Source organism: Pseudomonas sp. PA-5-4B, assembly GCF_021606215.1.
Lineage (GTDB): Bacteria > Pseudomonadota > Gammaproteobacteria > Pseudomonadales > Pseudomonadaceae > Aquipseudomonas > Aquipseudomonas edaphica.
The window spans coordinates 1-24,232 of the sequence record NZ_WKDB01000015.1 but is presented as its reverse complement, the minus strand read 5'-3'; the positions used below and the strand labels follow the sequence as shown (position 1 = coordinate 24,232).

Sequence of the window (24,232 nt, the reverse complement as noted above, 5' to 3'; positions counted from 1 at the left end):
TAGCAAGGACATCTGTAGCACATGCGTTGGCGAGTGGGGCGTTCTCTTCCGCGGTCCGACTTTGAAGTTTTACAGAGATACAACAGTGAGTAACAGAAGATGAACATTCAGAATAAGCCATTTTGTCGCGTGGCTGGCGGCCTGCTGTTAAGCATGCTGGGCCTGCAACAGGTGCAGGCGGCTGTAGCGCTGGACCGTACCCGTGCCGTATTCAACGGGGGCGAAAAGTCCATTAGCCTTAGTATCAACAACGGAAACAAGGATTTGCCTTACCTGGCGCAAGGCTGGGTGGAAGATGAGCAGGGTAATAAGATTACCAGCCCTTTGACCGTTCTCCCGCCCCTGCAGCGTCTTGAGCCAGGGGCCAAAAGTCAGATCAAGATACAGGCCCTGCCGGCCGCCAACTTGTTAGCGCAGGACCGGGAGACGCTGTTCTATTTCAATCTGCGTGAAATTCCGCCGAAGAGTGAAAAACCCAACACCTTGCAACTGGCACTGCAGACGCGCATCAAGCTGTTTTATCGGCCAAAAACGCTGGGCGCAACCATGGGGATGGTGCCCTGGGAGGAGCAACTAACGCTGAGCAAGCAGGGCAACAAATACCTGGTGAATAACCCGACGCCTTATTACGTGACAATAGTTGATGCGGGCAGCAAGCCTGGCAGCGCCAGTGCCGAGGGATTTGAGCCGATTATGATAGCGCCGAAGGGTAAAGAAACGCTGAGCCTGGATATTTCCGTGCTGGGCCAGACGCCCGTGCTGACCTACATCAACGACTACGGAGGTCGCCCTCAACTGCAGTTCACCTGCAACGGTAATGACTGCAAGGCCATGCCCGTCAAGCAAAATTGATCACTGGTGTAGTGGGGTCATGACGTAGTGAAGGAGCCAAACATACTATGTGTAACGGGAACAGCATGGTGATTGAAAGAGCACACCGGTATATGCGGCGTGTCCTATGCGCTGCTCTGGTCGCATTGGGAGCAATCGCTCAACCTGTCATGGCGACATCATTTAGCAACATCAAAGTAACAGTGATCCTCACCGCAGAGCCGTGCAAGGTTAACAACAACGGCATCATTGAAGTGAATTTTGGCAACGACGTGCAGACCACGCTGGTGGACGGCAGTTATAAAAAAATGCAGGTGCCGTACACAGTTCAGTGCCCAGTTGGTGCCCCCACTGCGATGAATATCCGGATAGAGGGCACGGGCGCGGCGTTTGACCCTAACGTATTGATGACCAATATCAACAATTTTGGCATTGCGATATTAACTGATGGAAATCCACTGCCGATCAACACCCCCAAGGACTTTATCTACCCGAATTGGCCACAGCTCTACGCAGTGCCGGTCAAACGTACTGGCGCGACTCTTATTGGCGGGGCCTTCACTGCGGGAGCAGTAATGAAGGTGGAGTACCGGTGAACAGGTATAACGTGATGAAAATTTATGCAGGCATGCTGCTGTCACTGGTCAGTGCCATTGTAACCGCGTCAGGCAGGGAGACCGATAATCTACAACTGCGCGGCACTCTGGTTGAGCCACCGCCGTGCACCATCAACGACGGCGGTCAGGTGGATGTGAATTTTGGTAACCGAGTGGGTGTGAAAAAGGTAGATGGCGTGAACTATCAGCAAGTGATGAATTACCAGATCACCTGCGACCCAAGTGCCAATACCTGGGACATGACCCTGGAAATTATCGGTACCCCGGCGGATTACAATACTGCGGCAGTGACCAGCGACGTGACTGACCTGGCTATCCAGATCAAGCAAAACGGCGTTCCTTTTGAATTGAACAAGCCCATTCCCATTAGGCTGACAAGCCCGCCTATTCTTTCGGCCGTGCCGGTCAAGCGTGCCGGAACAACGCTGATAGAAGGGCCGTTTGAGGCTACTGCGACCCTGCGGGCGGTATACCAATGAACCCGCGTAAGAGTTACCTGCATGCGCTGCCGCTAGCATTGATGCTGAGCCAGACGGCACAAGCCGAGAATGTTCGGCTACATGGCGCCTTGGTGGCAGAACCTTGTGTGATTGCGCCAGGGGGCGAGAGCGTGACACTGGACTTTGGCTCACTGATAGATAAGGACCTGTATACCAACCAGCGTACCCGCAGTAAGCCGTTTGATATTCGCCTGATGGAGTGCGATGTGAGTCTGGGTAAAACAGTCAAGGTGACCTTCAGCGGTATTGAAAACCCGCATCTGGCCGGGTTGCTGGCCATCGACGGTGGCGGTCAGGCTAAGGGCATTGCTATCGGCATGGAAACCCAGGGCGGCCAGAAACTACCGCTGAATAAGCCAGGTGAAGGCGTCCGGTTGGTTAACGGAAGCAACACCCTGACGATGCTGGCCTTTGTGCAGGGCGAACCGGCGGCAATAGCCAACAAGACCATTGAGCGCGGGCCATTCAGCGCCATCGCAACCTTTAGCCTGGAATATGAGTAAGGCTGAAAGGGACTGGTTGGCGGCGTAAATCTGGCTGGGCAAACGACGCCGACATGCACCTCCAAATGCGGACGTGTGGCACTTGCGCTTTCATTGGCTGCAGCAAGGTGAGGCTTTGTATCGACAGGTGTGTCGCGGTAACTATCGCCTGCAGCCGATGCAGGTACATCAATGCCACGACCGTCGCTGGGTACAGTGGTGCGCTCAAGACGCCCTGGTGCTGAAATGGGTTGCGCTGCAGGTGGAAAACCGGCTGCCGATGCATGAGCGCTGCGCTCATATCAAAGGGCGGGGTGGGGGAAAACAGTCGGTGAGTGAGGTTTGGCGAGCGCTAGCTTCAAGGCGATTTCCATTCGTCTATCGCACAGATATTCGGGGTTATTACCGCCATATTCGCAAGGAGCAATTGCTGAGCCTTGTGCGGCGGCACATTGAGGACCCAGTACTCAACGACCTTGTCGAGCAGTACCTGTATTACTGCGTCGAGGACGGCGGGGATATCTTCACGCCTACTCATGGGATATGTCGGGGCTGTGCGCTCAGTCCGTTGATGGGGGCCGCGCTGCTGTACCACGTGGATTGCCATTTTGCTCTTCTTGAGGGCATCTTTTATGCACGTTACATGGACGATTTTGTGCTGCTCACACGCACACGTTGGCAACTGCGACGCTGCGTAAAACAACTGCATGATTTTTTTAACCTGAGTGGCTTTGAAGCGCATCCGGACAAAACTCAACTGGGGAGGATTGAACATGGTTTTGACTGGTTGGGCGTATGGTTCACCCCCACGGGGACCTCCATTGCGCCTGGCGCGTTAGAAAACCATTGTGCACAACGGTTGCGGCTTTACGAGCAAGCCCGACGAAGGGGACTGTCAGCGACAGAAACCGCCGCGCGGGTGCAAGCGTATGAGGCACGGTGGAACATTTGGGCAATGCAGATGCTGGGATGACTCATCCGTTCCGCGTCTGCGTAAGTGGCATATTGTCATCCTGGTAAGGTGGGCAGACCCAACACCTGCCGCGTAGGGGCGCGTAGGCGTTGCCGGCGGATAAACTACCGATCAAAACGGACGAAACATGAACCTATACCGACGAATGATACTGGGTACCGCGTTGTGTGCAGCGTGTGCAGGATGGACCGGGATTACAATCGGCGCCACCTTGGTCTATACCGACAAGACCGTAAATGGGGTGCGGAGCATGACAATACGGGACATCATCATAAGCGAAGGGGAGCTAGTCGAAACCCGACCGCCAGGGTACCCGAACGGCGCTAGGTACTATTTATTCCGGGTATACCAAGGGATGAGGTCCGTGGCGTGTGGATCCGCGACTAATGCGGGACAGATTCCTCGATGCAACGGACCGCAGGTACCACCGTGCAGTACTGCTGCCGACGGTGTCGCGGCCGTAAGAAGCTTGATAGGCCAGACTCTGGACATCACCAAGTTTAATGGACAGACGCCAACCAAATGGCAGTTCCAATGCGGCTCACCGACGTCCGTGTTCTCGACTACGTCCTATAATTTAAGTGCCGCGCCTGTACCCGTATCTTGCACAAGTACCTCCACTGAAATAAGGATGCAAGGACGCGTCGGGGATAACTTGACTGATTCTGCTAACGTAATCATCCACTGCGATTCAGAGGCCGATACCAAATTGACAATACCCAACGATGGAAGAGTATCGGTGGGCGGGGAGGGCGAGGTGCAATTGAAATTCCCACGCACGGGATCGGCCGTTCGCTATGTAACCGGAACCGACACTTTAGTCGTTATTAACGCCGAACTGACCAAATCGCCAAACACCGCAGGGACTTACCAGGGATCTACCTTTCTACTCCTTGACGTATTGTAATTCCCGCTATAAACGACGGGATAACTCTGCATTCCTGCTGCGAGATCTCGTGGTAACTCGTCTGCGCCACGAGGTCATCCCTGATGTCGTGTCCTTCGACGAAGTGCTACGAAGAGTAAGGGACATATTGGACTAATTTCAATCTGCAATATATGGAAAATGGGCGCGGCTGGGCTATGGAATCGGCATTTATAATAAAAATGGGAGGCTGTCTGCATTTGCCGAGCGCGCCCATACGGTATCATGAACCGTAGCCTATCTGATGTTTGTATTCGGTCGGCAGGACGCCGTAGAGGGGGTGAGCGATGTATGTTGCGCAAAACCTCCGCTACAGGCCACGGTTTATCGTTTGCATAAGCACGGGAAATGCGGTTATTTGGTGTCGTGTATAAGTGCCTAATTCTATAACTTACAATAGCTTACGTTTGTACGGGGCCATGCATGGGGTGCTAGGGGTCGAGTGTTCGAATCACTCCGTCCCGACCATATTTTTCAATGACTTAGCCCAATCTGAAAAGGTTGGGCTTTTTCATGCGCGCGTTTTTTGGGGAACGCCCCAATTTTTCACCCTTGTACCGTCTGCCATACCCAAGCGCATCCCTAAGCAGGCAGTACTCTTATACGGTTTTTCGGCGCTTTAGAATGAAAGTATCCGAGATGAAAGGTTGCATAAAGCACCCAGCGTCTTGGAGAAACTCATGAGTTGTGAACAGCAAACCCCTACCACCCATGCGCGTGGCATTGATGTGTCGCGCTGGCAAGGAGAGATCGACTGGCGCCGCGTCGCGTCAGCCGGTGTCACCCATGCCATTGTGAAGATGACCGAAGGGGGCACCTACACTGACCCTCGGTTTGCAACAAACTTTGCCGGGATGCTGGCCCACGGTTTGACTGCGGGGGTTTACCACTACTTTCGTGCACTGAGCAGTACCCCCGGCGAACAACTGGCCAATATTCGGCAGCGGCTCTGCGAGGCCAGCTTCGAGGTCGGGAAGCACATCCTGGCCATTGATGTAGAAACCTCGCGCAACGAAACGGCGAGCCCGGATCAGATGGCCGATGCCTTGTACGAACTGGTAATGCTGCTCAGCACGCAGGTGCTCGATGGCGCCCATCCCTACATCTACACGTCACCCAGCATCTGGGCTGACCGTGTGGCGTGGCGCAAGTACGATTTCAGCCGGTGCCCGTTGTGGATCGCCCACTGGGACGCCAAGCAGCCGACGGTGCCCGAAACCTGGCGTAGCCACGGCAAGCGCTGGCACTGGTGGCAGCACAGCAGCAAAGGCCAGGTCGATGGCATTCAAGGTGCCGTGGATCTGGATTGGATCAAGCGCTGAAGGCTTCAGCCAGCCGAACGCCCGCGCTGGCTGAGGTACTCCACAAACGGCCCGATATCCGTACTGCACAGCAAATGCGCCACCTCACGCACCTCAGCCTCCGGCCAGTCCCACCAGGCGGATTGCTCAAGGATCAGCCGAGTCGGTTCATCAAAACGCCAGCGGATATGTTTGGCCGGGTTGCCGCCCACAATGGCGTAAGGCGCCACATCCTTGGTCACAATCGCGCCCGCAGCCACGACTGCGCCATTGCCGATCGTCACGCCCGACAGAATCTTCGCGTGGGAGCTGATCCAGCAATCATTGCCAATGATCACGTCGCCTTTGCTGCCACCAAAGTCGGTAATGTGCGCGAGGCTTTTCATCTTGGCGGGGAAGGGGTAGCAACTGAGCCAGTCGGTGCGATGATGGCCGCCCAAATACACTTCCACATTGCCGGCAATCGAGGTGTAGGCGCCGACACGCAGGGTCGTGCCTTCATGCCAGTCGTGCACCTTCAAATCGCCGTAGGTGCCTATGCCAAAGCTGTAGTTTGGATAGCGGTTGCGCAGTTTTTGCGTCGAGCGCTCCAGCGGGGAGAGCGCGCGTAGTGCCTTGCGCGCTTTTTTTTCGCGCCATTTACGCAATAACTTCATGCGGTGAGCCTTTATGCAGAGATTGAAATCAGGCGACATCGTGAGCAATGGCTGCCCTCTATGCAAGACGAAGGCTTTATCTGCTGAAAAAAATCGCCAACCCCTGTCCCTTTTTTGCGCCTCGCCTGTCATTCCAGGCAAGTGAACAAAATCGAGAGCTTCTCCCCATGCCCGCAGTCCGACCCATGCGCTTGCGCCCGTTGCTGAACCTGAGCCTGATGCTGAGCCTCAGTGCCAGCCCGTTATTTGTCCCGCTCAGCTATGCCGAAGACAGCACCGCCCGCCGCAGTTACCAGGTGCCGGCCGGTAGCCTGAGCGCCGCATTGACCCGCTTCGCCGGGCTCGCCGGGGTCAACCTGTCGGTGGACCCGGCGCTGGTCAGCGGTCGCAGCAGCGCCGGCTTGTCGGGTGAATACGGCGTGGAGGAGGGCTTTGCGCAGTTGCTGACGGGCTCGGGCCTGCAATTGCAACCGATGGGCACGCAGGCCTACAGGCTGATGCCGGTGCCGGAAAGCGGCAGCCTGCAACTGGCACCCACGTCCATCGTCGGTACCACTGGGTTGGCCGATGGCGATACCTATGCCGGTGGCCAGGTGGCGCGGCGTGGCTCGCAAGGCCTGCTCGGCTCACGGGACTTTATGGAAACCCCGTTCAGCATGACCACCTACACCGCCGAGGCGGTCAAGAACCAACAGGCGCGTACCCTCGGCGACCTGGTCGCCAGCGACCCGTCGGTGCGCGCCACCAACCCGGCGGGCGGACGCTACGAGCAGTTCACCATTCGCGGGTTCAGCCTGTTCAACAGTGATGTGGCCTACAACGGCCTCTATGGCGTACTGCCGACGTACACCATCGACATGGAAATGGCCGAGCGCGTCGACATCCTCAAAGGCCCGAGCCAGTTGATCAACGGCATCTCGCCGCGCGGCAGCGTGGGCGGCGGGATCAACGTGGTGCCCAAGCGCGCTACCGACAAGGACATTACCTCGCTGACCGGCACCTGGGCGTCCGGCAGCCAGGCCGGTGGCGCGGTGGACGTGGGGCGGCGCTTTGGTGAGGACAACAAGTTCGGCATCCGTTTCAATGGCGTGAAGCAGTCCGGCGATACCGAATGGGATCACCAGAGCGTCGACCGTGAAATGGCGGTGCTGGGCCTGGATTTTCGCGGTGAGCGCCTGCGCCTTTCCACGGATATCGGCCACACCGAGCGCGACACCGATGCGCCGCAAGAACGTGTACAAGTCGGCGCCAATGCCCGGGTGCCGAGTGCCAATGACGTACGGCATAACTACGCACAGCCCTGGAGCAAAGCCCGTACCGATGACACCTTCGGCACGGTTAACGGCGAGTTCGACCTCAGTGACAGCGTGATGCTGTATGGCGGCGTCGGCGCGCGTAAAAGCAACCACGACTTCTTGCGTCACGCGGTGTCCGTCACCAACAACGCCGGGGATTTCAGCGTATTGCCACGGGATTTCACCCGCGATGAAAACGTGCGCACCGCTACCGCCGGGGTGCGCAGTTGGTTGCATACCGGGCCGGTCAGCCATGAGATCAACCTGGCGGCCAGCTACTTCTACATGGACTTTGAAAACGGCGGCGCCCGTTACGCGGCGGCGCCGAGCAACCTGTACAACCCGGTAGAAACCCCAACCCCTTCACGGCCAACACGCCTGGATTCCAAGGTCTACACCGAGAACCGCTTCAGTGGCGTGGCACTGTCCGATACCCTGGGCTTTTTCGACGAGCGTTTATTGCTGACATTGGGCGCGCGCTGGCAGCGGGTCAAGGTCGACGACTGGACCAACAACGTCAAAGGCGCTACGGCCTACGATGAGGAAAAGGTCTCGCCCTCCGGCGGCATCCTGTTTAAAGCCACCGACAAACTGTCGCTGTACGCCAACTACATGGAAGGCCTGAGCCAAGGCAAAATCGCGCCGTCGACCTCGATCAACGAAGATGAAATCTTCCCGCCGTTTGTCAGCCGTCAGGTTGAAGTGGGTGCCAAATACGACGCCGGCGCGTTTGCCGTGACGGCAGCGGTGTTCCGTATCAAGCAGCCGGCCTACGAAACCAACGCCACTACGCGGGTGTTCGGCCCCAATGGCAAACGCCAGAACGACGGCGTGGAGCTGAGCGTGTTCGGCGAGCCGCTCAAGGGCGTACGGCTGCTGGGTGGTGTGATGGTTATCGACAGCGAACTGACCCACACCACCAACGGTACTTTCGACGGCAACCGCGCCCCGGCCACGCCCAAGTACAACGTCAACCTGGGCGCCGAATGGGATGTGCCGACGGTGGAAGGCCTGACCCTGACCAGCCGGGGTATCTACTCAAGCTCCCAATACCTGGACCAGTCCAACGTCAAGGAAATCGACGCGTGGACCCGCCTTGACGTTGGTGCGCGCTATGCCTTCAAGGTCGACGATAAGCACATCACCTTGCGGGCGAATGTCGAGAACGTCGCCGATAAACGCTATTGGAGTTCGGCCGGTGCTTCGGATGACAGTGAGCCGGGCCTGACCCTGTCCACGCCGCGCACCTATTTGCTGTCGGCCACCGTCGACTTCTAAACGCAGGGATTATGTGGGGAAGGCCAATGTTGGAGGGCCAATGTGGGAGCTGGCTTGCCTGCGATACAGACACCTCGGTCTGTCAGTAAGACCCGGTCGATGCTATCGCAGGCAAGCCAGCTCCCACACAAGCCAGACCACACCCTAAAATCGCTGCGTTAATAAGAATGTTTTTTGATTGCATCGCCTCAATATGGAATAGTACCCGCCGTTTTCCCCGGCCCGTCCAGCCGGGGTGTTTTAACGCCGAGGTCTTTGTCATGCGAATGTTGCGCTCCATCCCGACCCTTGCCGCCTGCCTCCTGGCGTTGTCTTCCAGCGTATTGAACGCCGCGCCCATCGACCTTAATGACGGCCAGCACGCGGTGCACCTGCCGGATGCGCCCAAGCGCGTGGTGGTGCTGGAGTTCTCCTTTCTCGACAGCCTCGCCGCCGTTGACGTCACGCCGGTCGGTGCTGCGGACGATGGCGATGCCAACCGCGTCTTGCCGCGTGTGCGCCAGGCCATCGGCCAATGGAAGTCCGTGGGCTTGCGTTCGCAACCGAGCATCGAAGAAATCGCCCGGCTCAAGCCGGACTTGATCGTCGCCGACCTCAATCGTCATCAGGCGTTGTACAGCGACTTGGCGAGCATCGCGCCGACCTTGTTGCTGCCATCACGTGGGGAAGATTACGAAGGCAGCCTCAAATCCGCCGAACTGATCGGCACGGCCCTGGGCAAAAGCGCGCAGATGCACGCGCGTATCGCCCAGAACCGTGAGCACTTGCAGGCCATTGCCAAGCAGATTCCGGCAGGTGCCAGCGTGTTGTTCGGGGTTGCCCGTGAAGACAGCTTTTCCGTACACGGGCCTGACTCCTACGCCGGCAGCGTGCTGCAAGCCATCGGCCTGAAAGTGCCTTTGGTACGCGCCAAGGCTGCGCCGACTGAGTTTGTCAGCCTGGAACAATTGCTCGCGCTTGACCCTGGCTGGTTGCTGGTTGGTCACTATCGTCGCCCAAGTATCGTCGACACCTGGAGCAAGCAGCCGTTGTGGCAAGTGCTCGGCGCGGTGCGTAATCATCAGGTGGCCGAGGTCGATGGCGACAGTTGGGCGCGTAACCGAGGTGTATTGGCGTCGGAGCAAATCGCTGAAGACACCCTGGCGATTCTCAAGGGCGGCAAAGCCGTATTGAGCCAATAACCGTGCAGCGCAGTTTCGCGGCGGCAGGCATTGTGCTGCTGGGTGCCGTGTTGTTCTGGTACTCGCTGTACAGCTGGTCGCCGTTCACCATCACTGCGACGGATGCCTGGAACGGCCTGGTTCATCAGGGCAGCGTAGGCGGCAATATGGCCTATATCGTGGCGCAGCTGCGCGTGCCGCGTGCGTTGTGCGCGGCGTTGGTCGGTGCCTGCCTGGGCCTGGCCGGTGCATTGATGCAAGGCATCACCCGCAACCGCCTGGCATCGCCGTCGTTGTTCGGCGTGACGGCCGGCGCGGCATTGGGATTGGCCTTGTTTTCCACCGGTTTGGTCGCGCCGCCCTTTACCGGGGGCGCCCTGTTGATGACCTGCCTGGGCGGCGCGCTGGCCTGGGTCACGGTGTTCAGCCTCGGCGGCGCGTGGTCGCCGACCACCGCGCAAGGTCGGCTGGTGTTGGCCGGTGTGGCGGTTGCTGCGTTGTGCGCGGCCTTGACCCGGCTCACGGTGATTCTGGTCGAGGCCCAGGCCCAAAGCGTGCTGAACTGGCTGGCCGGGTCGCTGGCCAATGTGGGAGCGGCCCAGGTGCAACTGCTCTGGCCGTGCACGCTGATCGGCGGCGTGTGGGCGCTGTGGTGTGCGCCGCGCCTGAACCTGATTAACCTCGGCGAAGACGCCGCGCGCTCGTTGGGCGTCGGTATCGCCAGCCTGCGCTTGCAGGTGTTTGTCGCCAGCTTGCTGCTGGTGGGTGCCAGCGTCTGCGCGGTCGGCCCCATTGGCTTTGTCGGGCTGATCGCGCCGAATATCATTCGCCAGTTTCTCGGTAACGACTACCGATGGCTGATGCCGCTCAGCGCGGCGTTGGGCGCGGTGATCGTGCTGGGCGCCGACTTGCTCAGTCGCGCGGTGGCCTTTCCAGTGGAAACCCCGGCGGGCGTGGTCACTGCGTTGATCGGCGCACCGTTCTTCCTGTTTCTTGCCAGGCGCACCCTATGATTCGGCCACGCTTACGTTTATGGCTGCTGCTGGGCTTGCTGCTGGTGGCGTTGCTGGCGAGCCTCAGCTCCGGTACGGTGTGGCTCAAACCTGCCACCGTGCTGGAGCGCCTGCTGGCCCACGACGCCCTCGATTTTGAAGTGTGGAACCACCGCCTGCCACGCAGCCTGATCGCCATTCTGGCTGGCTGCGCCTTCGGCCTGGCCGGCGCGATTGTGCAGGGCGTGATCCGCAACCCGCTGGCCTCGCCGGAAATTCTCGGCGTGACCCAGGGTGCCGGGCTGGCGCTGACCGTGGCGATCATCAGCTGGCCACACCTGCCGATTGCCTGGCTGCCACTGGTGGCCTGCCTGGGCGGCGCCGGTGGGGCCTTGCTGCTGGCGCTGTACAACACCGGCGTGAGTTTTTCCGGGGTGCGTTTTGCGCTGTCGGGGGTGGCGATTGCGGTGACCTTGTCCAGCGTCACCGAGTTTTTGATCCTGTCCCATCCGTTGGATATCAACACCGCGTTGCTCGCGCTGACGGGCAGTTTGTGGAGCCGTAATTGGCACCATGTGGCGCTGGTGTTGCCGTTTCTGCTGTTGATCCCGTTGGGCCTGTGCCTGGCTAAACCCCTGAACCTCATTGCTCTCGGCGATGAGGCCGCCCACAGCCTGGGCACTGCGCTTGGCCGTACCCGTTGGTGGGCGATGGCCTGCGCGGTGGTGCTCACCAGCCTGGGTGTCGGCGTGATCGGGCCGATTGGTTTTATCGGCCTGGTCGCACCGCACATGGCGCGGCGCCTGGTGGGTGGGCATCACCAGTACCTGCTGCCGGCTGCGATGCTGATTGGCGCGTTATTGCTGGTGCTGGCCGACACGCTTGGACGCACGTTGATCGCGCCCAGCGAAATCCCGGCGGGCGTGCTTACGGCGGTGATTGGTGCGCCGTATTTTCTTTGGTTGCTGGCACGGTTCAAGGGTTGATGACATGAGTATTTTGCAGGCCCACCAACTCGATATCGGCTACGGCGCCACGCGTATCGTGCAGGGCCTTTCGTTCGCACCGCCGACAGGTCGCGTCACCGCGCTGATCGGCCCCAACGGCTGTGGCAAGTCCACCTTGCTCAAGGCGTTTGCGCGCATCCTCAAGCCGACCCAGGGCGAGTTGACCCTGGATGGCCACGCCTACGCCAGCCTGTCCGCTCGGCAACTGGCGCGGCAGATCGCATTTTTACCGCAGGTATTGCCGGTGCCGGAAGGTGTCAGCGTGCGCCAGTTGGTCGCCTACGGCCGCAGCCCGCATAACTCGTTGTGGGGGCGCCTGAGCGGCAACGATCAAGCCCAGGTGACCCAGGCCATGCAGCGCCTGGAGCTGGACAGCCTGGGCGACCGCGCGTTGGCGGATTTGTCCGGCGGCCAGCGCCAGCGCGCCTGGCTGGCCATGGTGCTGGCACAGAATGCGCCAGTGGTGTTGCTCGACGAGCCCACCACTTACCTCGACATCAGCCATCAGGTCGAACTGCTCGACCTGATGGGCGAACTGGCCGCCGAGGGCAAAACCGTGATCACCGTACTGCACGATATCAACCAGGCCTGCCGCTACGCCGATCACCTGGCGGTGATGCACGCCGGCAAGCTGGTCGCCGATGGCGCCCCCGCCCAGGTGATCAGTGCCGAGCTGATGCGCCAGGTGTTCGACGTGCAAGTGCAGATCCTGCAGGAGCCGGTTGCCGGCACGCCAATGTGCCTGGTGGAAAAAAGCACTCGCACCCACACCTGACCCTGTTCGCTCTCACGCACTAATGCTCGTTCCCACGCTCCGCGTGGGAATGCAGCCCGTGACGCTCCGCGTCACAAGGTTGCCGGTTGCAGGGCGGGACGCGGAGCGTCCCATGAGGCATTCCCACGCAGAGGGTGGGAACGATCAGCAGGAAAACATTATTTATATGAATAAAGTTATTCGCTAATAATGAAAGTAGGGAATATTAGCTTATGCCCAAATAGCATTATATTTTTAAAATCCATTCCGTTATGTTTGATCGCAACAGCCTACCCCTGACCTCGGATGGTACCCAGCGTGATTCAGATTCTGCGCGCCATAACCGGGTAAAGACCCCGCGGCAGAATCGTTGGAAGGGAGTTCAACGTATGTCGCCGATTCAAAACCCTCGCTCACTCCACACCTAGTTCCCCATCGCAGCTGCACCCTGAAAAACGAGCACCGCGCCCGCCCGCGCGACTGCCCGACTTCGCGATTCGGAAAGCCTGGAGTGGTCATGAAGCAAGTTTTACCCCCCACCGCCGCACTCACGCTGGCCCTGTTGGCCGGCACTGCATCCGCCCAGGACGACAGCACCCTGTCCACCGTGGTGGTCACCGGTAACCGTGGCGCCGAGCAGCGCACCGTCACCAGCAGCCCGGTGCCGATCGATGTGGTCAGCGCCAGGCAACTGCAAAGCACCGGTAAGCCTGGCTTGATGGAAGCCTTGAGCGCGGTGATCCCGTCGCTGACCCTGCCGGAAAAAACCGGCTGGGACGCCAGCGGCATTGCCCGTGCCCCCAACCTGCGCGGCTTGAGCGCTGCCGAAGTGCTGGTGCTGGTCAACGGCAAACGTCGTCACACCAGCGCCACGCTGAACATCAATGGCATCAACACCGGCGCGGCGCCGGCTGACCTGGATTTGATCCCCATCAGTGCCATCGACCATGTGGAAGTGCTGCGCGACGGCGCCGCCGCCCAGTACGGCTCGGATGCCATCGCCGGGGTCATCAATGTGATCCTCAAGGCTGATACCAGCGGCACCGCCGTCACCAACGTCGGTCAGGGCTACGACGGCAAGAAGCAAACCGTGCAACAAAGCCTCAACAAGGGTTTTGAAATCGGCAACGGCGGCGTCGTGCAATTGGCCCTGGATGCCCGCAGCCAGAATGACGACAACAAAGCCAGCGCCAACGGCTACACCTATGAGCAAGCCTACAACCAGGCCGGCAGATCGACCTACGGCGGTTACGGCACGCCCAAGACCAACCTGCTGACCCTGGGCTACAACGCCGAGCTGCCGATTGATGACAGCCTCAGCCTGTATTCCTTCACCACCTACTCGCGGCGCAAGGCCGAGCAGGGGCAGAACTACCGCCTGCCGACCATCACCAATACCATCACCACCGGGCCGAATGGCTACCCGGCCGGGTACACGCCGACCTGGTACATCGACGAGGACGATTTCCAGGCCGCGTTCGGCGGCAAAGGCACCGTCGGCGCGTGGGACTGGGACGTGTCCACCACCTACGGGCGCAACGAGGCGGAGCAGGGCACCACCCACAACCAGAACCCGTCGCTGGGCGAGTACACGCCCAACAGCTTCACCTCCGGCACCTGGATTTCCACCGAGCTGACCACCAACCTCGACTTCAAGCGCGGCTTTGATGTCGGCCTGCAAAAACCGTTGGACCTGTCCTACGGCTTCGAACATCGGCGCGACACCTATGAGGTGCAGGCGGGTGACTACGCGTCTTATGCCAATGGCGGCTACTGCGTGGCGCCCGGCAACTGCGCGTCATCCGGGGCGCAGGTCACCAACGGCATTTCGCCGGATGAAGAAAGCAGCGCCTCGCGCAACAGCCTCGCCAGCTATGTCGATGTGGGCTTCAACCCGCTGCCGGACTGGTACATCGGCACCGCCTTTCGCTACGAGCATTACAACGAAGGCGTCGGCGCCACCCGCAGCGGCAAGCTGACCACACGCTACGATTTCACCCCGCAATTTGCCGTGCGCGCCACCGTCAGTAACGGCTTTCGCGCGCCGTCCCTGGCCAATAGCCTGTTCAGTGCGCGCTCCACCACTTATGGCGTGGTCGACGGCGTGTATCAGTCGATCAACTACGGCGTATTGCCGGTGGGTTCGGCGGCGGCCAAGGCCCTCGGCGCCCAAGAGTTGAAGCCCGAGCGCTCGACCAACTTCAGCCTGGGTTTCACCCTTACGCCCACCGACCGCCTGAACTTCACCGCCGACGCCTACGTGATCAACCTGCGCGACCGCATCACCCTGACCGGCACCTTGCTCGGCCCCGAAGTCACTCAGGTACTGCAAAGCAACGGCATCAACTCCACCTCCGGCGGCCAGTACTTTATCAACGGCGCCGACACCCGCACCAAGGGCGTGGATCTGGTCAGCAACTACAACCAGGACCTCGGCCAGTTCGGCGCCTTGAAGTGGACCGCCGCGTTCAACTGGAACCAGACCAAGATCCTCAACTACAAGGCCTCCACCGACATCCTCGGCACGCCCTATGACCTGATGGACCGCCAGGCCCGTGGCCTGATCACCGATGTGCAGCCCAAGACCAAACTCATCCTCGGCGGCGACTGGAGCATCGACCGCTTCAACCTCAACCTGGCCCTGACCCGCTACGGCGCCTACAAAGAGGTCAATTCCTCGGCCAATCGCGACCTGGACCGGGTTTACAGCGCCCGCTGGATCACTGACCTCGACCTTGGCTACAACCTCACCAAAGCCCTCAACATCGCCGTCGGCGCCAAGAACCTGTTCGACCTTTACCCCAAGAAACAAGGCGTGCCGAGCAGCACCATGCTCGCCAGCTACGGCACTTATTCGCCCTACGGTTTTACCGGCGGGTACTACTACACCCGGCTGACTTACGCCTTCTAAGGCCGCAACCCGCGAGGAATAGAACATGCCCATTGTCGCCAAATCCTATGACCTGATCGAAGACGTCAGCCCGGTTCGCCAGCGCCGCGTTGCAACGCCGATCAAGGCCCTGCAAGTGGTTCCCGCCCGCCACCCGTGGCGCTGGGCCGGGTCGATCTTCGCTGCGCTGGTGCTGCTCGCTATCGTGCATTCACTGGCCACCAACCCGCGTTGGGAGTGGGGCGTGTTCGGCCAGTGGTTCTTTTCTGTCTCGGTGCTGCGTGGCCTCGGCCAGACACTGTTGCTGACGCTGCTCAGTACCGTGTTCAGCATCCTCTTCGGCACTGCATTGGCGCTGGCACGGCTGTCGGGCTCGCCATTGCTGGCGGCGTTGGCCTGGGGCTATATCTGGTTTTTCCGCTCGATGCCGGCGCTGCTGGTGCTGATCATCCTCTACAACTTTGCCTACCTGTATGACCACATCGTGCTCGGCGTGCCGTTCACCAGCGTGGTGTTCGCCGAGTGGTCGACCGTGGATGTGCTCAGCCAATTCACCGTGGCGGTGTTGGGCCTGAGCTTGATGCAGGCAGCCTATGCGGCGGAGATCATTCGTGGCGGTTTGATTGGCGTGGATGCCGGCCAGCATGAAGCGGCGGCGGCCCTCGGTTTGCCGGCTTCGCGACGGATTTTTCGCATCATCCTGCCCCAGGCGCTGCGCTCGATTTTGCCGTCGGGTTTCAACGAAATCATCGGCCTGGTCAAGGGCACGTCCATCGTCTACGTGCTGGCCTTGCCGGAGCTGTTCTACACCGTGCAGGTCATCTACAACCGCACCCAGGCGGTGATCCCGCTGCTGGTGGTGGCGACCGTGTGGTACCTGATCATCACCACGGTGCTGACCAGCGCCCAGTACTACGTCGAGCGCCACTTTGCGCATGGTACGGCGCGGGTACTGCCGCCCACACCGCTGCAACGCCTGCGCGGCTGGCTCAAGGAGAAAACCCATGGCTGAAGCACGCGCCGGGCGCATTCAGATCCAGGGCGTGGGCAAGCGCTTTGGCAACCAGCAGGTGTTGAAAGACATCGACCTGACCATCGACCCAGGCAAGGTCACGGTGATTCTCGGGCCGTCCGGCTCGGGCAAATCCACCTTGCTGCGCACCATCAACCACCTGGAAAAAATCGACAGCGGGCACATCACCATCGACGGTGAATACGTCGGCTATCGGCGCAAGGGTGACCTGCTCTACGAATTGAAAGAACGCGAGATTCTCAAGCGCCGCATCGACGTGGGTTTTGTGTTCCAGAACTTCAACCTGTTCCCGCACCTCACCGCCTGGGAAAACGTCGCCGAAGCACCGCTGGCCCACAAGCGCTGGAGCAAGGCCGGGGCGCAGGCCAAGGCCTGCGAGCTGCTGGCCAAGGTCGGCCTGGCCGACAAAGTCGATGCCTACCCACGGCAGCTCTCCGGCGGCCAGCAACAGCGCGTGGCTATCGCCCGCGCCCTGGCGCTGGATCCCAAAGTGCTGCTGTTCGATGAACCCACCTCAGCCCTCGACCCGGAGCTGGTGGGCGAAGTGCTCGACGTGATCAAAGGCCTGACCCAACTGGGTGTGACCCTGGTGATCGTCACCCACGAAATCGGGTTTGCCCGCGAAGTGGCCGACCACGTGGTGTTCCTGTGTGACGGCCAACTGATCGAAGAGGGCCCGCCCGAACAGATGTTTCGCCAACCCCGACATCCCCGCACCGTGGCCTTTCTGGGCAAGGTGCTTTAGTTCAAGGAGTGACTGCCCATGTTCATCAATACTGCCCGCGTGGCCTTGCTGACGCTTGCCGTCGGTGCTGCGCAAACCGCGTTCGCCGTGCAACAGGTGGATTTCAGCCCCGACCGCGTGCGTATCCATGTACCGCGCAATGAAGCGGCGATTGCGCAGATCCCGCCGGGCTTCAAGTTCGCCCAGCCCGGCAAATTCACCGTGGCCGTGTCCGGCGTGGCCGGGCCGCCGCTGGCGCTGTTGGCCAATGACGACAAGACCACCATTGGCAGCGAAGCCGACACCGCGCAGTTGGTGGCCGACAGCCTCGGCCTGCAACTCAATGTGGTGCAGACCAGTTGGGAGGATTGGCCGCTGGGCGTCAGTTCCGGCAAGTACGACGCGGTGATCAGCAACGTCACCGTGACCGAGGCGCGCAAGAAGCGTTTTGACTTCGCCACCTATCGCCAGGATGTGCTCGGCTTTTACGTCAAGAGCACCAACAAAATCACCGAGATCAAACAGGCCGCCGACATTGCCGGGCTGAAGATCATCGTCGGCTCCGGCACCAACCAGGAGAAGGTGCTGCTGGCGTGGAACGAGGCCAATGAAAAAGCCGGTATCAAGCCTGCGCTCCTGCAATACATCGACGACCAGGCCGCCGCGCAACTGGCGGTGCAATCGGGGCGCAGCGATGCGCTGTTCGGGCCCAACTCGGTGTATGCCTATTCGGCGGCGGTCACCGGTGGCATCAAGTTGGTGGGCACGGTGAATGGCGGCTGGCCGTTGAAGGCCGATATCGCCGTGACCACCCGCAAGGACAACGGCCTGATCCAGCCGATTCACACCGCCCTGCAAGGCGCGATTGCCGGCGGCCAATACGAACAGGTGCTGCAACGCTGGGGCCTGGACATCGAGCGCGTCGACACCTCGCTGATCAACCCACCGGGCCTGCCGGACTAGGAGCATCGACATGGGACTGACACGCCGTGAAGCGCTGTCGAGCATCGCCGCTGTAGGCGGCGAAAAGGCCGTCAAGGATGCATTGGCGGTATTGGGTTTGGGGCCGTCGTCACATCGCCGCCCGCAACCGCTGAAACTCAACGCGGGCCTGGGGCAGGGCACTCGTGCGCTGGTGCTGGGCGCCGGGATTGCCGGGTTGGTGACGGCCCTGGAACTTAGCCGCGCCGGGTTCAGCGTGCAAATACTGGAGGCCCGCAACCGCGTGGGCGGGCGCACCTGGACCCTGCGCAATGGTGACCGCGTGGACTATAAGGACGGCCGCACGCAAACCGTAGCGTTTGATAACGGCCTGTATTTCAACGCCGGTCCCGCCAGGATTCCGAGCCAGCACCGCACGCTTCTCGACTATTGCAGCGAGCTGGGTGTGCCGCTGGAAGTGCTGGTCAACAGCAGCCACGGCGCCCAGGTGCGGCCCGACCTGCAACAGCCGGCGTTCACCGTCGGCCAGGCGATCAATGACACGCGCGGGCATTTGTCCGGCTTGCTGGCCAAAGCCGTGCAGCGCGATGCCCTCGATGATGTGTTGAGCAGTGAAGAGCGCACGCGCTTGCTGGCGTTTTTGCAGGTGTATGGCGATCTGTCGCAGGAACTGGCCTTTGAAGGCAGCTTGCGCTCCGGTCACCTGGAGTCGCCTGCCCACCCCGGCGCACTGCCCGCCAGCCGCAGCCCGCTGGCGCTGGACCGGCTGCTGCATCCGGAGTTGTGGGGCGCGTTATTGCACACCGAATTCCCGGAATTTTCCGCCACCATGTTCCAACCTGTCGGCGGCATGGACCGCATCACCGACGCCTTCTACCAGCGCGTGCGCGAGCACGTGCAACTCGGCGCCCAGGTGCGGCAGATCCGCCAGCTTGAAGACGGCGTGGCGGTGACCTACCACGACCAGCTCAGCGGCCGCGAACAGGTGGTGCGTGCCGATTACCTGGTCTCGACCTTGCCGTTGCCGCTGTTGGCCAAACTCGACACCGACTTCAGCGACCCGGTCAAAGCCGCCTTGCTCAGCACCCGCAGTGATCAGGCGACCAAAGTGGCCTGGCAATCGCCGCGCTTCTGGGAAACCGACTATCGCACCTACGGCGGCTTGTCGTGGATCGAACACCCGGCGCGCCTGCTGTGGTACCCCAGCAACGACCTCAACACCCGCGACGGTTTGCTGGTGGCCGGTTACGTGACCGGGGAGGGCGCCGACGTATTTGGTGCCAAGCCGTTCGATCAGCAGTACGCCACGTCCAAAGAAGCCGTGGAACTGCTGCATCCGGGTTATTCAAAACACCTGCGCCACCCGCTGGCGGTGTCCTGGGAACAGATCCCCTACAGCGAAGGCCCATGGCTGCAACGCGAACACTTCCCGGCCGACGCCAGTGCCTTGCTGGAACAGGCCCACGGCCGCGTGTACTTCGCCGGCGACGGCCTGGTGCAAAGCGGTGTGGGCATCTGGCAGGAGTCGGCAGCCAACTCGGCGCGGCATGTGGTCGCGCAGCTGGCCGAGCGCGTTACCCAACAACAACAGATTGCGGCACTCGCCGCCTCCTGAGGAGCATCACCATGAGCGACAGCATTCAACGCACCAGCGTCGGCGATTTTCCCATCTCGCAAACCGTCACCGTACCGGCCTCCGCCAGCCTGATTTTCGTCAGCGGCACCTTGCCCGACCTGGCCGACCCGAACGTGCCAGGGGTTTACGGCAATACCGAAGTGCAGACGGTGTCGGTGTTCAACAAGCTGCGCAAGATCCTCCAGCAGCAAGACCTGGACCTGGGCGATATCGTGCAATTGCGCGTGTTTCTGGTGGGGGGCGAAGAGACCGACGGCAAGCTCGACTTTGCCGGGTTGCAGCGTGGTTACACGCAGTTCTTCGCCACGCCAGAGCAGCCGAACAAGCCTGCGCGCACGGCGTTGCAGGTGGTGGCATTGCCGTTGCCAGGGGCGCTGGTGGAAGTGGAGGCGATTGCGGCCAGAACGGCCTGACTCTATTGAATGCGCTGTTGTGGATAGCTTGCTTGCTGTGGCTTGTTGTGGCGAGCAGGCTTGCCCTGCGTTGGGCTGCGCAGCGGCCCTGAAACCAGGCGCTGAGTTCCTTCAGGAGAATCCCGGTGCCTTTACTGGGGCTGCTGCGCAGCCCAACGCAGGGCAAGCCTGCTCGCCACAACAAGCCTGTTTGCCACAATAAGCCTCTAGCCACAACAAGCTGCTCACCACCATTGGTGGCAGGCCCGTGAACAGATCATCGGATTGTCAGTAACCGCATGTCACCTTTTTGTCGCTTGCAGTCTCTACTTTGTCTTGAGCGTTTTTATCTCAAGCACCCCAGGGATTGATTAGTGCCATGCCAACTCTCACCCGCCGCACCCTGCTGAAGGCCGCCGCCATCGGCTCCGCCTACACCCTGCTACCCGACTCCATCCGCCAGGCGCTGGCGATCCCCGCCAACAACCGCACCGGCACGATTATGGATGTGGAACACGTAGTCATCCTGATGCAGGAAAACCGCGCGTTCGACCACTACTTCGGCACCTTGCCCGGCGTACGTGGTTTCAGCGACCGCTTCACCATTCCGCTGCCGGGCGGCCGCAAAGTCTGGGAGCAACAGGGCAAGGGACGGCGCGTATTGCCTTATCATTTGGACAGTTCACGCGGCAATGCCCAGCGTGTCGACGGCACGCCACATTCCTGGGTTGACGAACACGCCGCCTGGGGCAGCGGCCGCATGAATGCCTGGCCAACCTACAAGACCAACACGTCAATGGGCTATTACCGCGAGCAGGAATTGCCGTTCCAGTTTGCGTTGGCCAACACCTTTACCCTGTGCGATGCCTACCACTGTTCGGTGCACGCCGGCACCAACCCGAACCGGCTGTTCCATTGGACCGGCACCAACGGCCCGACCGGCGCCAATGTGGCTGCGGTGGTCAATGAATGGGACGGCCCTGGCGCAGTGAGCGTGGGTTACACCTGGAAAACCTACCCTGAGCGCCTGGAAGAGGCGGGCGTGAGTTGGAAGGTCTACCAGTTCTTGCCGGATAACTTTGGCGACAACCCGCTGGCTGGTTTTCGCCAGTACCGCGCCGCCAGTGTTGCGGCCGGCAACCCGGCGGAACCACCGAAAGACTTCAAGGCCTTTGTGCCCTACAGCGATCAACTCAACGCCCGTGTGCCGTTGTACAAAGGCAACGGCAACACACTGCCATCGGCAAACGGCAGTGACCTGGAAGCGATCATCCAGGGCTTTCGCGATGACATAAAAAACGGCCGCTTGCCTCAGGTGAGCTGGCTGGTCGCCCCGGCCAATTACTCCGAACATCCTGGGCCTTCCAGCCCGGTGCAGGGTGGCTGGTTCACCCAGGAGATTCTCAAGTCGCTGACTGAAAACCCGCAGGTGTGGAGCAAGACTGTATTGCTGGTCAACTACGATGAAAACGACGGTTTCTTCGACCACGTCCCTTCACCGTCAGCCCCGTCCAAGCGTGCCGATGGCAGCTTTGCAGGCAAATCCACGGTCAAGTTCGACAGCGAAATCTTCACGCACCCGGCGCCGCCCGGCACCACGCAACAGCCTGCGCCTGACGGTGGTGTTTACGGCCCTGGCCCACGGGTGCCGATGCTGGTGCTGTCGCCCTGGAGCCGCGGCGGTTGGGTCAACTCCCAGGCGTTCGATCACACCTCGGTGCTGCAATTTCTGGAGAAGCGCTTCCAGGTGCGCGAGCCCAATATCAGCGCCTGGCGCCGCGCCGTATGCGGCGACCTCACCTCGGCGTTCAACTTCGTCAACCCCAACACCGAGTTGTTGCCGCCACTGCATGAAACCACCCGCCGGGCGGCGGACTTGCTGCGCCAGCGCCAGGAACAACTGGCCCAGGTTGTGGTGCCTGCAGAGGGCCGGCAACAGGCGCCGCATCAGGCACGCATGGCTCGACCATCCCGTGCGTTGCCATACCAGTTGAACGTCGAAGGTGACGTTGATCGTCGCGCCGGTGAGCTGACGTTGAACTTCTTCAACCATGGCGAACAGGGCGCGGTCTTCCACGTCTACGACCGACTGCACCTGGAAGACATCCCACGGCGCTACACCGTTGGCGCCGAACAGCACCTCAGTGATACCTGGCCAGTGGCTGGCGGCTATGACCTGTGGCTATTGGGGCCGAACGGCTTTCACCGATCATTCAAGGGTGATCTGCAACGCCGCGAACCGCAACTGTCAGTGGCTTATCAAGGCGATAGCGTTCAACTGACGGTGATCAACCCCAGCAAGCATCCAGCCTCGGTGACGATCAAGCGCTGCCCTTACACCCATCAAGGCCCATGGCTGCTGGAGATTGCTGGCCACAGCTCGCAGCAACGCACATTCTCCCGTCAGCCGAGCGGTGGCTGGTATGACTTCACCGTGCGTAATGAGCATGGCTGGGTGCGCCGGGTGGCGGGGCGGGTTGAGACGGGGGCGCATAGCATCAGTGACCCGTTGATGGGCAAGCCGGTGTAGCAAACCCTGAGGCGGCGGATAGCGTTGAACCGATCCGCTGCCTTTGGCCGGGAGTTAGTATTTTGAGAAATATCCTACGTTCATAAAGGATTAAACATCCGCGCTTTTTCCGGGCAGTTTTAGACAATCGTTGGGTCCACCACCCACGAGCCCACGCCAATGACGAGCCAGCCTTTACGCGTCCTGATCCTTGAGGAGCACGCCTCTCAGCGCGCCGTCGTCGTGAGCCGGTTCAAACGGTTGGGGCATGCGGTGATCGAGGCGACGCATGCCATTGAAGCCTTGGCCCTCCTGGAAAGCGTTCACGGGGTGGATGTCGTACTGTGCGACTTGTCCATGTCCGGCATGGATGGGCTGGAGTTTTTGCAACATGCCGCGCAACGAGGGTGGCTGCATGGCGTGATTGTCAGCGGCCATCAGCCGACCGGGATCAGCCAAGCCCTGCAACAGTTCACCAGCCTGCTCGGCGTGTGTTTGCTTGGCCATGTCGAAAAGCTGGCGACCCTCAATCAGCTCGAAGAGGTATTGCATCGTCATCAGCCTGTTGGGGGGATCGTGCCTGCGGTTTCACCTGCGTTGCCATTGTTTACTCAGGCGCAAGTATGCGACGCATTAGCTGCCGGCCAGCTGCACGCGTACTACCAGCCCAAATTCAGCCTGTGGACCAACGGGATGATCGGCGTGGAAGTGTTGAGCCGCTGGCAGCACCCGCTTTACGGTTTGTTACCGGCAATGGCCTTCATGCCGGTGCTGGAGCGTTGCGGGCTGCTCGACCCATTGCTGTTTGCACAGATGCACCAGGCCTTGACCCTGCAACAACACGTCAGGGCAAGAGGCATGACCTTGAACCTGGCGTTCAAACTGCACGCTCAGCAGCTGGCTCAGGGCGGGTTGAGTTTGAAGATCAAAGACGTCATGGCGCCGTTCAAGGCACCGCGCTCCAGCGTGACTTTCGAGCTGACCGAAAGCGGCATGCTGGAAGCCTCGGCGAGCAGCCTGGCGTGCCTGATGCGTTTGCGCATGCTCGGTTGCAACCTGTCCCTGGATGACTTCGGCGCCGGGTTTTCATCCTTGCAACGGCTGTGTCAGCTGCCGTTCAACGAGATCAAGCTGGATGCCGAGTTTGTGCGCGGCATGACCGCCGACCCACGCTGCTGCGCGGTGATCCACAGCACCCTGGCGCTGGGCGATAGCCTGGGCATGAGCGTGGTGGTGGAAGGTATCGAAACCCAGGAGCAGCAGCGGCAATTGCTGGCGATGGGCTGCAGGGTGGGCCAGGGGTATGTGTATGCGCCGGCGATGAGTGGCGAGCAG

At 60.6% G+C, this 24,232-nt stretch carries 20 protein-coding genes; 19 read left to right on the top strand and 1 reads right to left on the bottom strand.

Annotated features, from left to right (window positions below; translation table 11 throughout):
• Positions 1 to 99: 99 nt before the first annotated feature.
• From GIW28_RS09570 to GIW28_RS09545, 6 genes are all read left to right on the top strand, one after another.
• On the top strand, positions 100 to 852 hold the full coding sequence (locus GIW28_RS09570) for a fimbria/pilus periplasmic chaperone (protein WP_329606429.1): 753 nt from the start codon (positions 100 to 102) through the stop codon (positions 850 to 852).
• 92 nt (positions 853 to 944) lie between these two features.
• Positions 945 to 1,427 (top strand): fimbrial protein, encoded by a 483-nt coding sequence (locus tag GIW28_RS09565; RefSeq protein ID WP_236446549.1) that lies wholly within the window; start codon positions 945 to 947, stop codon positions 1,425 to 1,427.
• Between the two features lie 14 nt (positions 1,428 to 1,441).
• Entirely contained in the window at positions 1,442 to 1,927 is a 486-nt protein-coding gene (locus GIW28_RS09560; RefSeq protein ID WP_236446546.1) for a fimbrial protein, read from the top strand.
• Positions 1,924 to 2,451, top strand: coding sequence for a fimbrial protein (locus tag GIW28_RS09555; RefSeq protein WP_236446544.1), 528 nt, complete (start codon positions 1,924 to 1,926; stop codon positions 2,449 to 2,451). The genes GIW28_RS09560 and GIW28_RS09555 overlap by 4 nt, the downstream gene beginning before the upstream one ends.
• Positions 2,452 to 2,533: 82 nt before the next feature.
• Positions 2,534 to 3,403 carry a reverse transcriptase domain-containing protein gene (locus tag GIW28_RS09550; RefSeq protein ID WP_236446542.1) on the top strand — a complete coding sequence of 290 codons (870 nt, stop codon included), beginning with the start codon at positions 2,534 to 2,536 and terminating at the stop codon, positions 3,401 to 3,403.
• A 1,605-nt stretch (positions 3,404 to 5,008) separates the two neighbouring features.
• Positions 5,009 to 5,650 (top strand): glycoside hydrolase family 25 protein, encoded by a 642-nt coding sequence (locus GIW28_RS09545; protein ID WP_236446540.1) that lies wholly within the window; start codon positions 5,009 to 5,011, stop codon positions 5,648 to 5,650.
• 5 nt (positions 5,651 to 5,655) lie between these two features.
• Here GIW28_RS09545 and GIW28_RS09540 read toward each other — a convergent pair whose 3' ends face one another.
• Positions 5,656 to 6,285 (bottom strand): CatB-related O-acetyltransferase, encoded by a 630-nt coding sequence (locus GIW28_RS09540; protein ID WP_236446538.1) that lies wholly within the window; start codon positions 6,283 to 6,285, stop codon positions 5,656 to 5,658.
• 167 nt (positions 6,286 to 6,452) lie between these two features.
• Here GIW28_RS09540 and GIW28_RS09535 point away from each other — a divergent pair, with 167 nt between their 5' ends.
• From GIW28_RS09535 to GIW28_RS09475, 13 genes are all read left to right on the top strand, one after another.
• Positions 6,453 to 8,858 (top strand): TonB-dependent receptor, encoded by a 2,406-nt coding sequence (locus tag GIW28_RS09535; RefSeq protein WP_236446536.1) that lies wholly within the window; start codon positions 6,453 to 6,455, stop codon positions 8,856 to 8,858.
• A gap of 266 nt (positions 8,859 to 9,124) precedes the next feature.
• A complete protein-coding gene (locus tag GIW28_RS09530; protein WP_370589443.1) occupies positions 9,125 to 10,039 on the top strand; it encodes a Fe(3+) dicitrate ABC transporter substrate-binding protein FecB in 915 nt (304 codons plus the stop codon).
• 2 nt (positions 10,040 to 10,041) lie between these two features.
• Entirely contained in the window at positions 10,042 to 11,031 is a 990-nt protein-coding gene (fecC, locus tag GIW28_RS09525; RefSeq protein WP_236446535.1) for an iron-dicitrate ABC transporter permease FecC, read from the top strand.
• Positions 11,028 to 11,996, top strand: coding sequence for an iron chelate uptake ABC transporter family permease subunit (locus GIW28_RS09520; protein ID WP_236446534.1), 969 nt, complete (start codon positions 11,028 to 11,030; stop codon positions 11,994 to 11,996). The genes fecC and GIW28_RS09520 overlap by 4 nt, the downstream gene beginning before the upstream one ends.
• 4 nt (positions 11,997 to 12,000) lie before the next feature.
• Positions 12,001 to 12,792: a Fe(3+) dicitrate ABC transporter ATP-binding protein FecE gene (fecE, locus tag GIW28_RS09515; protein WP_236458917.1), complete on the top strand. Its 792-nt coding sequence runs from the start codon at positions 12,001 to 12,003 to the stop codon at positions 12,790 to 12,792.
• Between the two features lie 496 nt (positions 12,793 to 13,288).
• Positions 13,289 to 15,682 carry a TonB-dependent receptor plug domain-containing protein gene (locus tag GIW28_RS09510; protein ID WP_236447929.1) on the top strand — a complete coding sequence of 798 codons (2,394 nt, stop codon included), beginning with the start codon at positions 13,289 to 13,291 and terminating at the stop codon, positions 15,680 to 15,682.
• Positions 15,683 to 15,707: 25 nt separating this feature from the next.
• Positions 15,708 to 16,673, top strand: a complete 966-nt coding sequence (locus GIW28_RS09505; protein WP_236447928.1) for an amino acid ABC transporter permease — start codon at positions 15,708 to 15,710, stop codon at positions 16,671 to 16,673.
• A complete protein-coding gene (locus GIW28_RS09500) occupies positions 16,666 to 17,439 on the top strand; it encodes an amino acid ABC transporter ATP-binding protein (RefSeq protein ID WP_017138708.1) in 774 nt (257 codons plus the stop codon). The genes GIW28_RS09505 and GIW28_RS09500 overlap by 8 nt, the downstream gene beginning before the upstream one ends.
• Before the next feature lie 18 nt (positions 17,440 to 17,457).
• Positions 17,458 to 18,381, top strand: coding sequence for an ABC transporter substrate-binding protein (locus GIW28_RS09495; RefSeq protein ID WP_056861290.1), 924 nt, complete (start codon positions 17,458 to 17,460; stop codon positions 18,379 to 18,381).
• A gap of 10 nt (positions 18,382 to 18,391) precedes the next feature.
• The gene (locus GIW28_RS09490; RefSeq protein WP_236458916.1) at positions 18,392 to 19,975 is read left to right on the top strand and encodes a flavin monoamine oxidase family protein; all 1,584 of its coding nucleotides are present in this window, start codon (positions 18,392 to 18,394) and stop codon (positions 19,973 to 19,975) included.
• 11 nt (positions 19,976 to 19,986) lie between these two features.
• A complete protein-coding gene (locus tag GIW28_RS09485) occupies positions 19,987 to 20,409 on the top strand; it encodes a RidA family protein (protein WP_169988555.1) in 423 nt (140 codons plus the stop codon).
• A 358-nt stretch (positions 20,410 to 20,767) separates the two neighbouring features.
• Positions 20,768 to 22,918, top strand: a complete 2,151-nt coding sequence (locus tag GIW28_RS09480) for a phosphocholine-specific phospholipase C (protein WP_017138713.1) — start codon at positions 20,768 to 20,770, stop codon at positions 22,916 to 22,918.
• Between the two features lie 159 nt (positions 22,919 to 23,077).
• On the top strand, positions 23,078 to 24,232 hold a 1,155-nt coding region (locus GIW28_RS09475; RefSeq protein WP_236490392.1), incomplete at its 3' end, for an EAL domain-containing response regulator.

Bases quoted from the DNA above. Each gene is read 5' to 3' on its own strand.
- GIW28_RS09500 (WP_017138708.1), top strand. From the start codon at position 16,666: ATGGCTGAAGCACGCGCCGGGCGCATTCAGATCCAGGGCGTGGGCAAG.
- GIW28_RS09485 (WP_169988555.1), top strand. From the start codon at position 19,987: ATGAGCGACAGCATTCAACGCACCAGCGTCGGCGATTTTCCCATCTCG.
- GIW28_RS09570 (WP_329606429.1), top strand. From the start codon at position 100: ATGAACATTCAGAATAAGCCATTTTGTCGCGTGGCTGGCGGCCTGCTG.
- GIW28_RS09490 (WP_236458916.1), top strand. From the start codon at position 18,392: ATGGGACTGACACGCCGTGAAGCGCTGTCGAGCATCGCCGCTGTAGGC.
- GIW28_RS09540 (WP_236446538.1), bottom strand. From the start codon at position 6,285: ATGAAGTTATTGCGTAAATGGCGCGAAAAAAAAGCGCGCAAGGCACTA.
- GIW28_RS09530 (WP_370589443.1), top strand. From the start codon at position 9,125: ATGTTGCGCTCCATCCCGACCCTTGCCGCCTGCCTCCTGGCGTTGTCT.
- GIW28_RS09520 (WP_236446534.1), top strand. From the start codon at position 11,028: ATGATTCGGCCACGCTTACGTTTATGGCTGCTGCTGGGCTTGCTGCTG.
- fecE (WP_236458917.1), top strand. From the start codon at position 12,001: ATGAGTATTTTGCAGGCCCACCAACTCGATATCGGCTACGGCGCCACG.
- GIW28_RS09555 (WP_236446544.1), top strand. From the start codon at position 1,924: ATGAACCCGCGTAAGAGTTACCTGCATGCGCTGCCGCTAGCATTGATG.
- GIW28_RS09560 (WP_236446546.1), top strand. From the start codon at position 1,442: ATGAAAATTTATGCAGGCATGCTGCTGTCACTGGTCAGTGCCATTGTA.
- GIW28_RS09510 (WP_236447929.1), top strand. From the start codon at position 13,289: ATGAAGCAAGTTTTACCCCCCACCGCCGCACTCACGCTGGCCCTGTTG.
- GIW28_RS09495 (WP_056861290.1), top strand. From the start codon at position 17,458: ATGTTCATCAATACTGCCCGCGTGGCCTTGCTGACGCTTGCCGTCGGT.
- GIW28_RS09505 (WP_236447928.1), top strand. From the start codon at position 15,708: ATGCCCATTGTCGCCAAATCCTATGACCTGATCGAAGACGTCAGCCCG.
- GIW28_RS09545 (WP_236446540.1), top strand. From the start codon at position 5,009: ATGAGTTGTGAACAGCAAACCCCTACCACCCATGCGCGTGGCATTGAT.
- GIW28_RS09480 (WP_017138713.1), top strand. From the start codon at position 20,768: ATGCCAACTCTCACCCGCCGCACCCTGCTGAAGGCCGCCGCCATCGGC.
- GIW28_RS09565 (WP_236446549.1), top strand. From the start codon at position 945: ATGCGGCGTGTCCTATGCGCTGCTCTGGTCGCATTGGGAGCAATCGCT.
- GIW28_RS09535 (WP_236446536.1), top strand. From the start codon at position 6,453: ATGCCCGCAGTCCGACCCATGCGCTTGCGCCCGTTGCTGAACCTGAGC.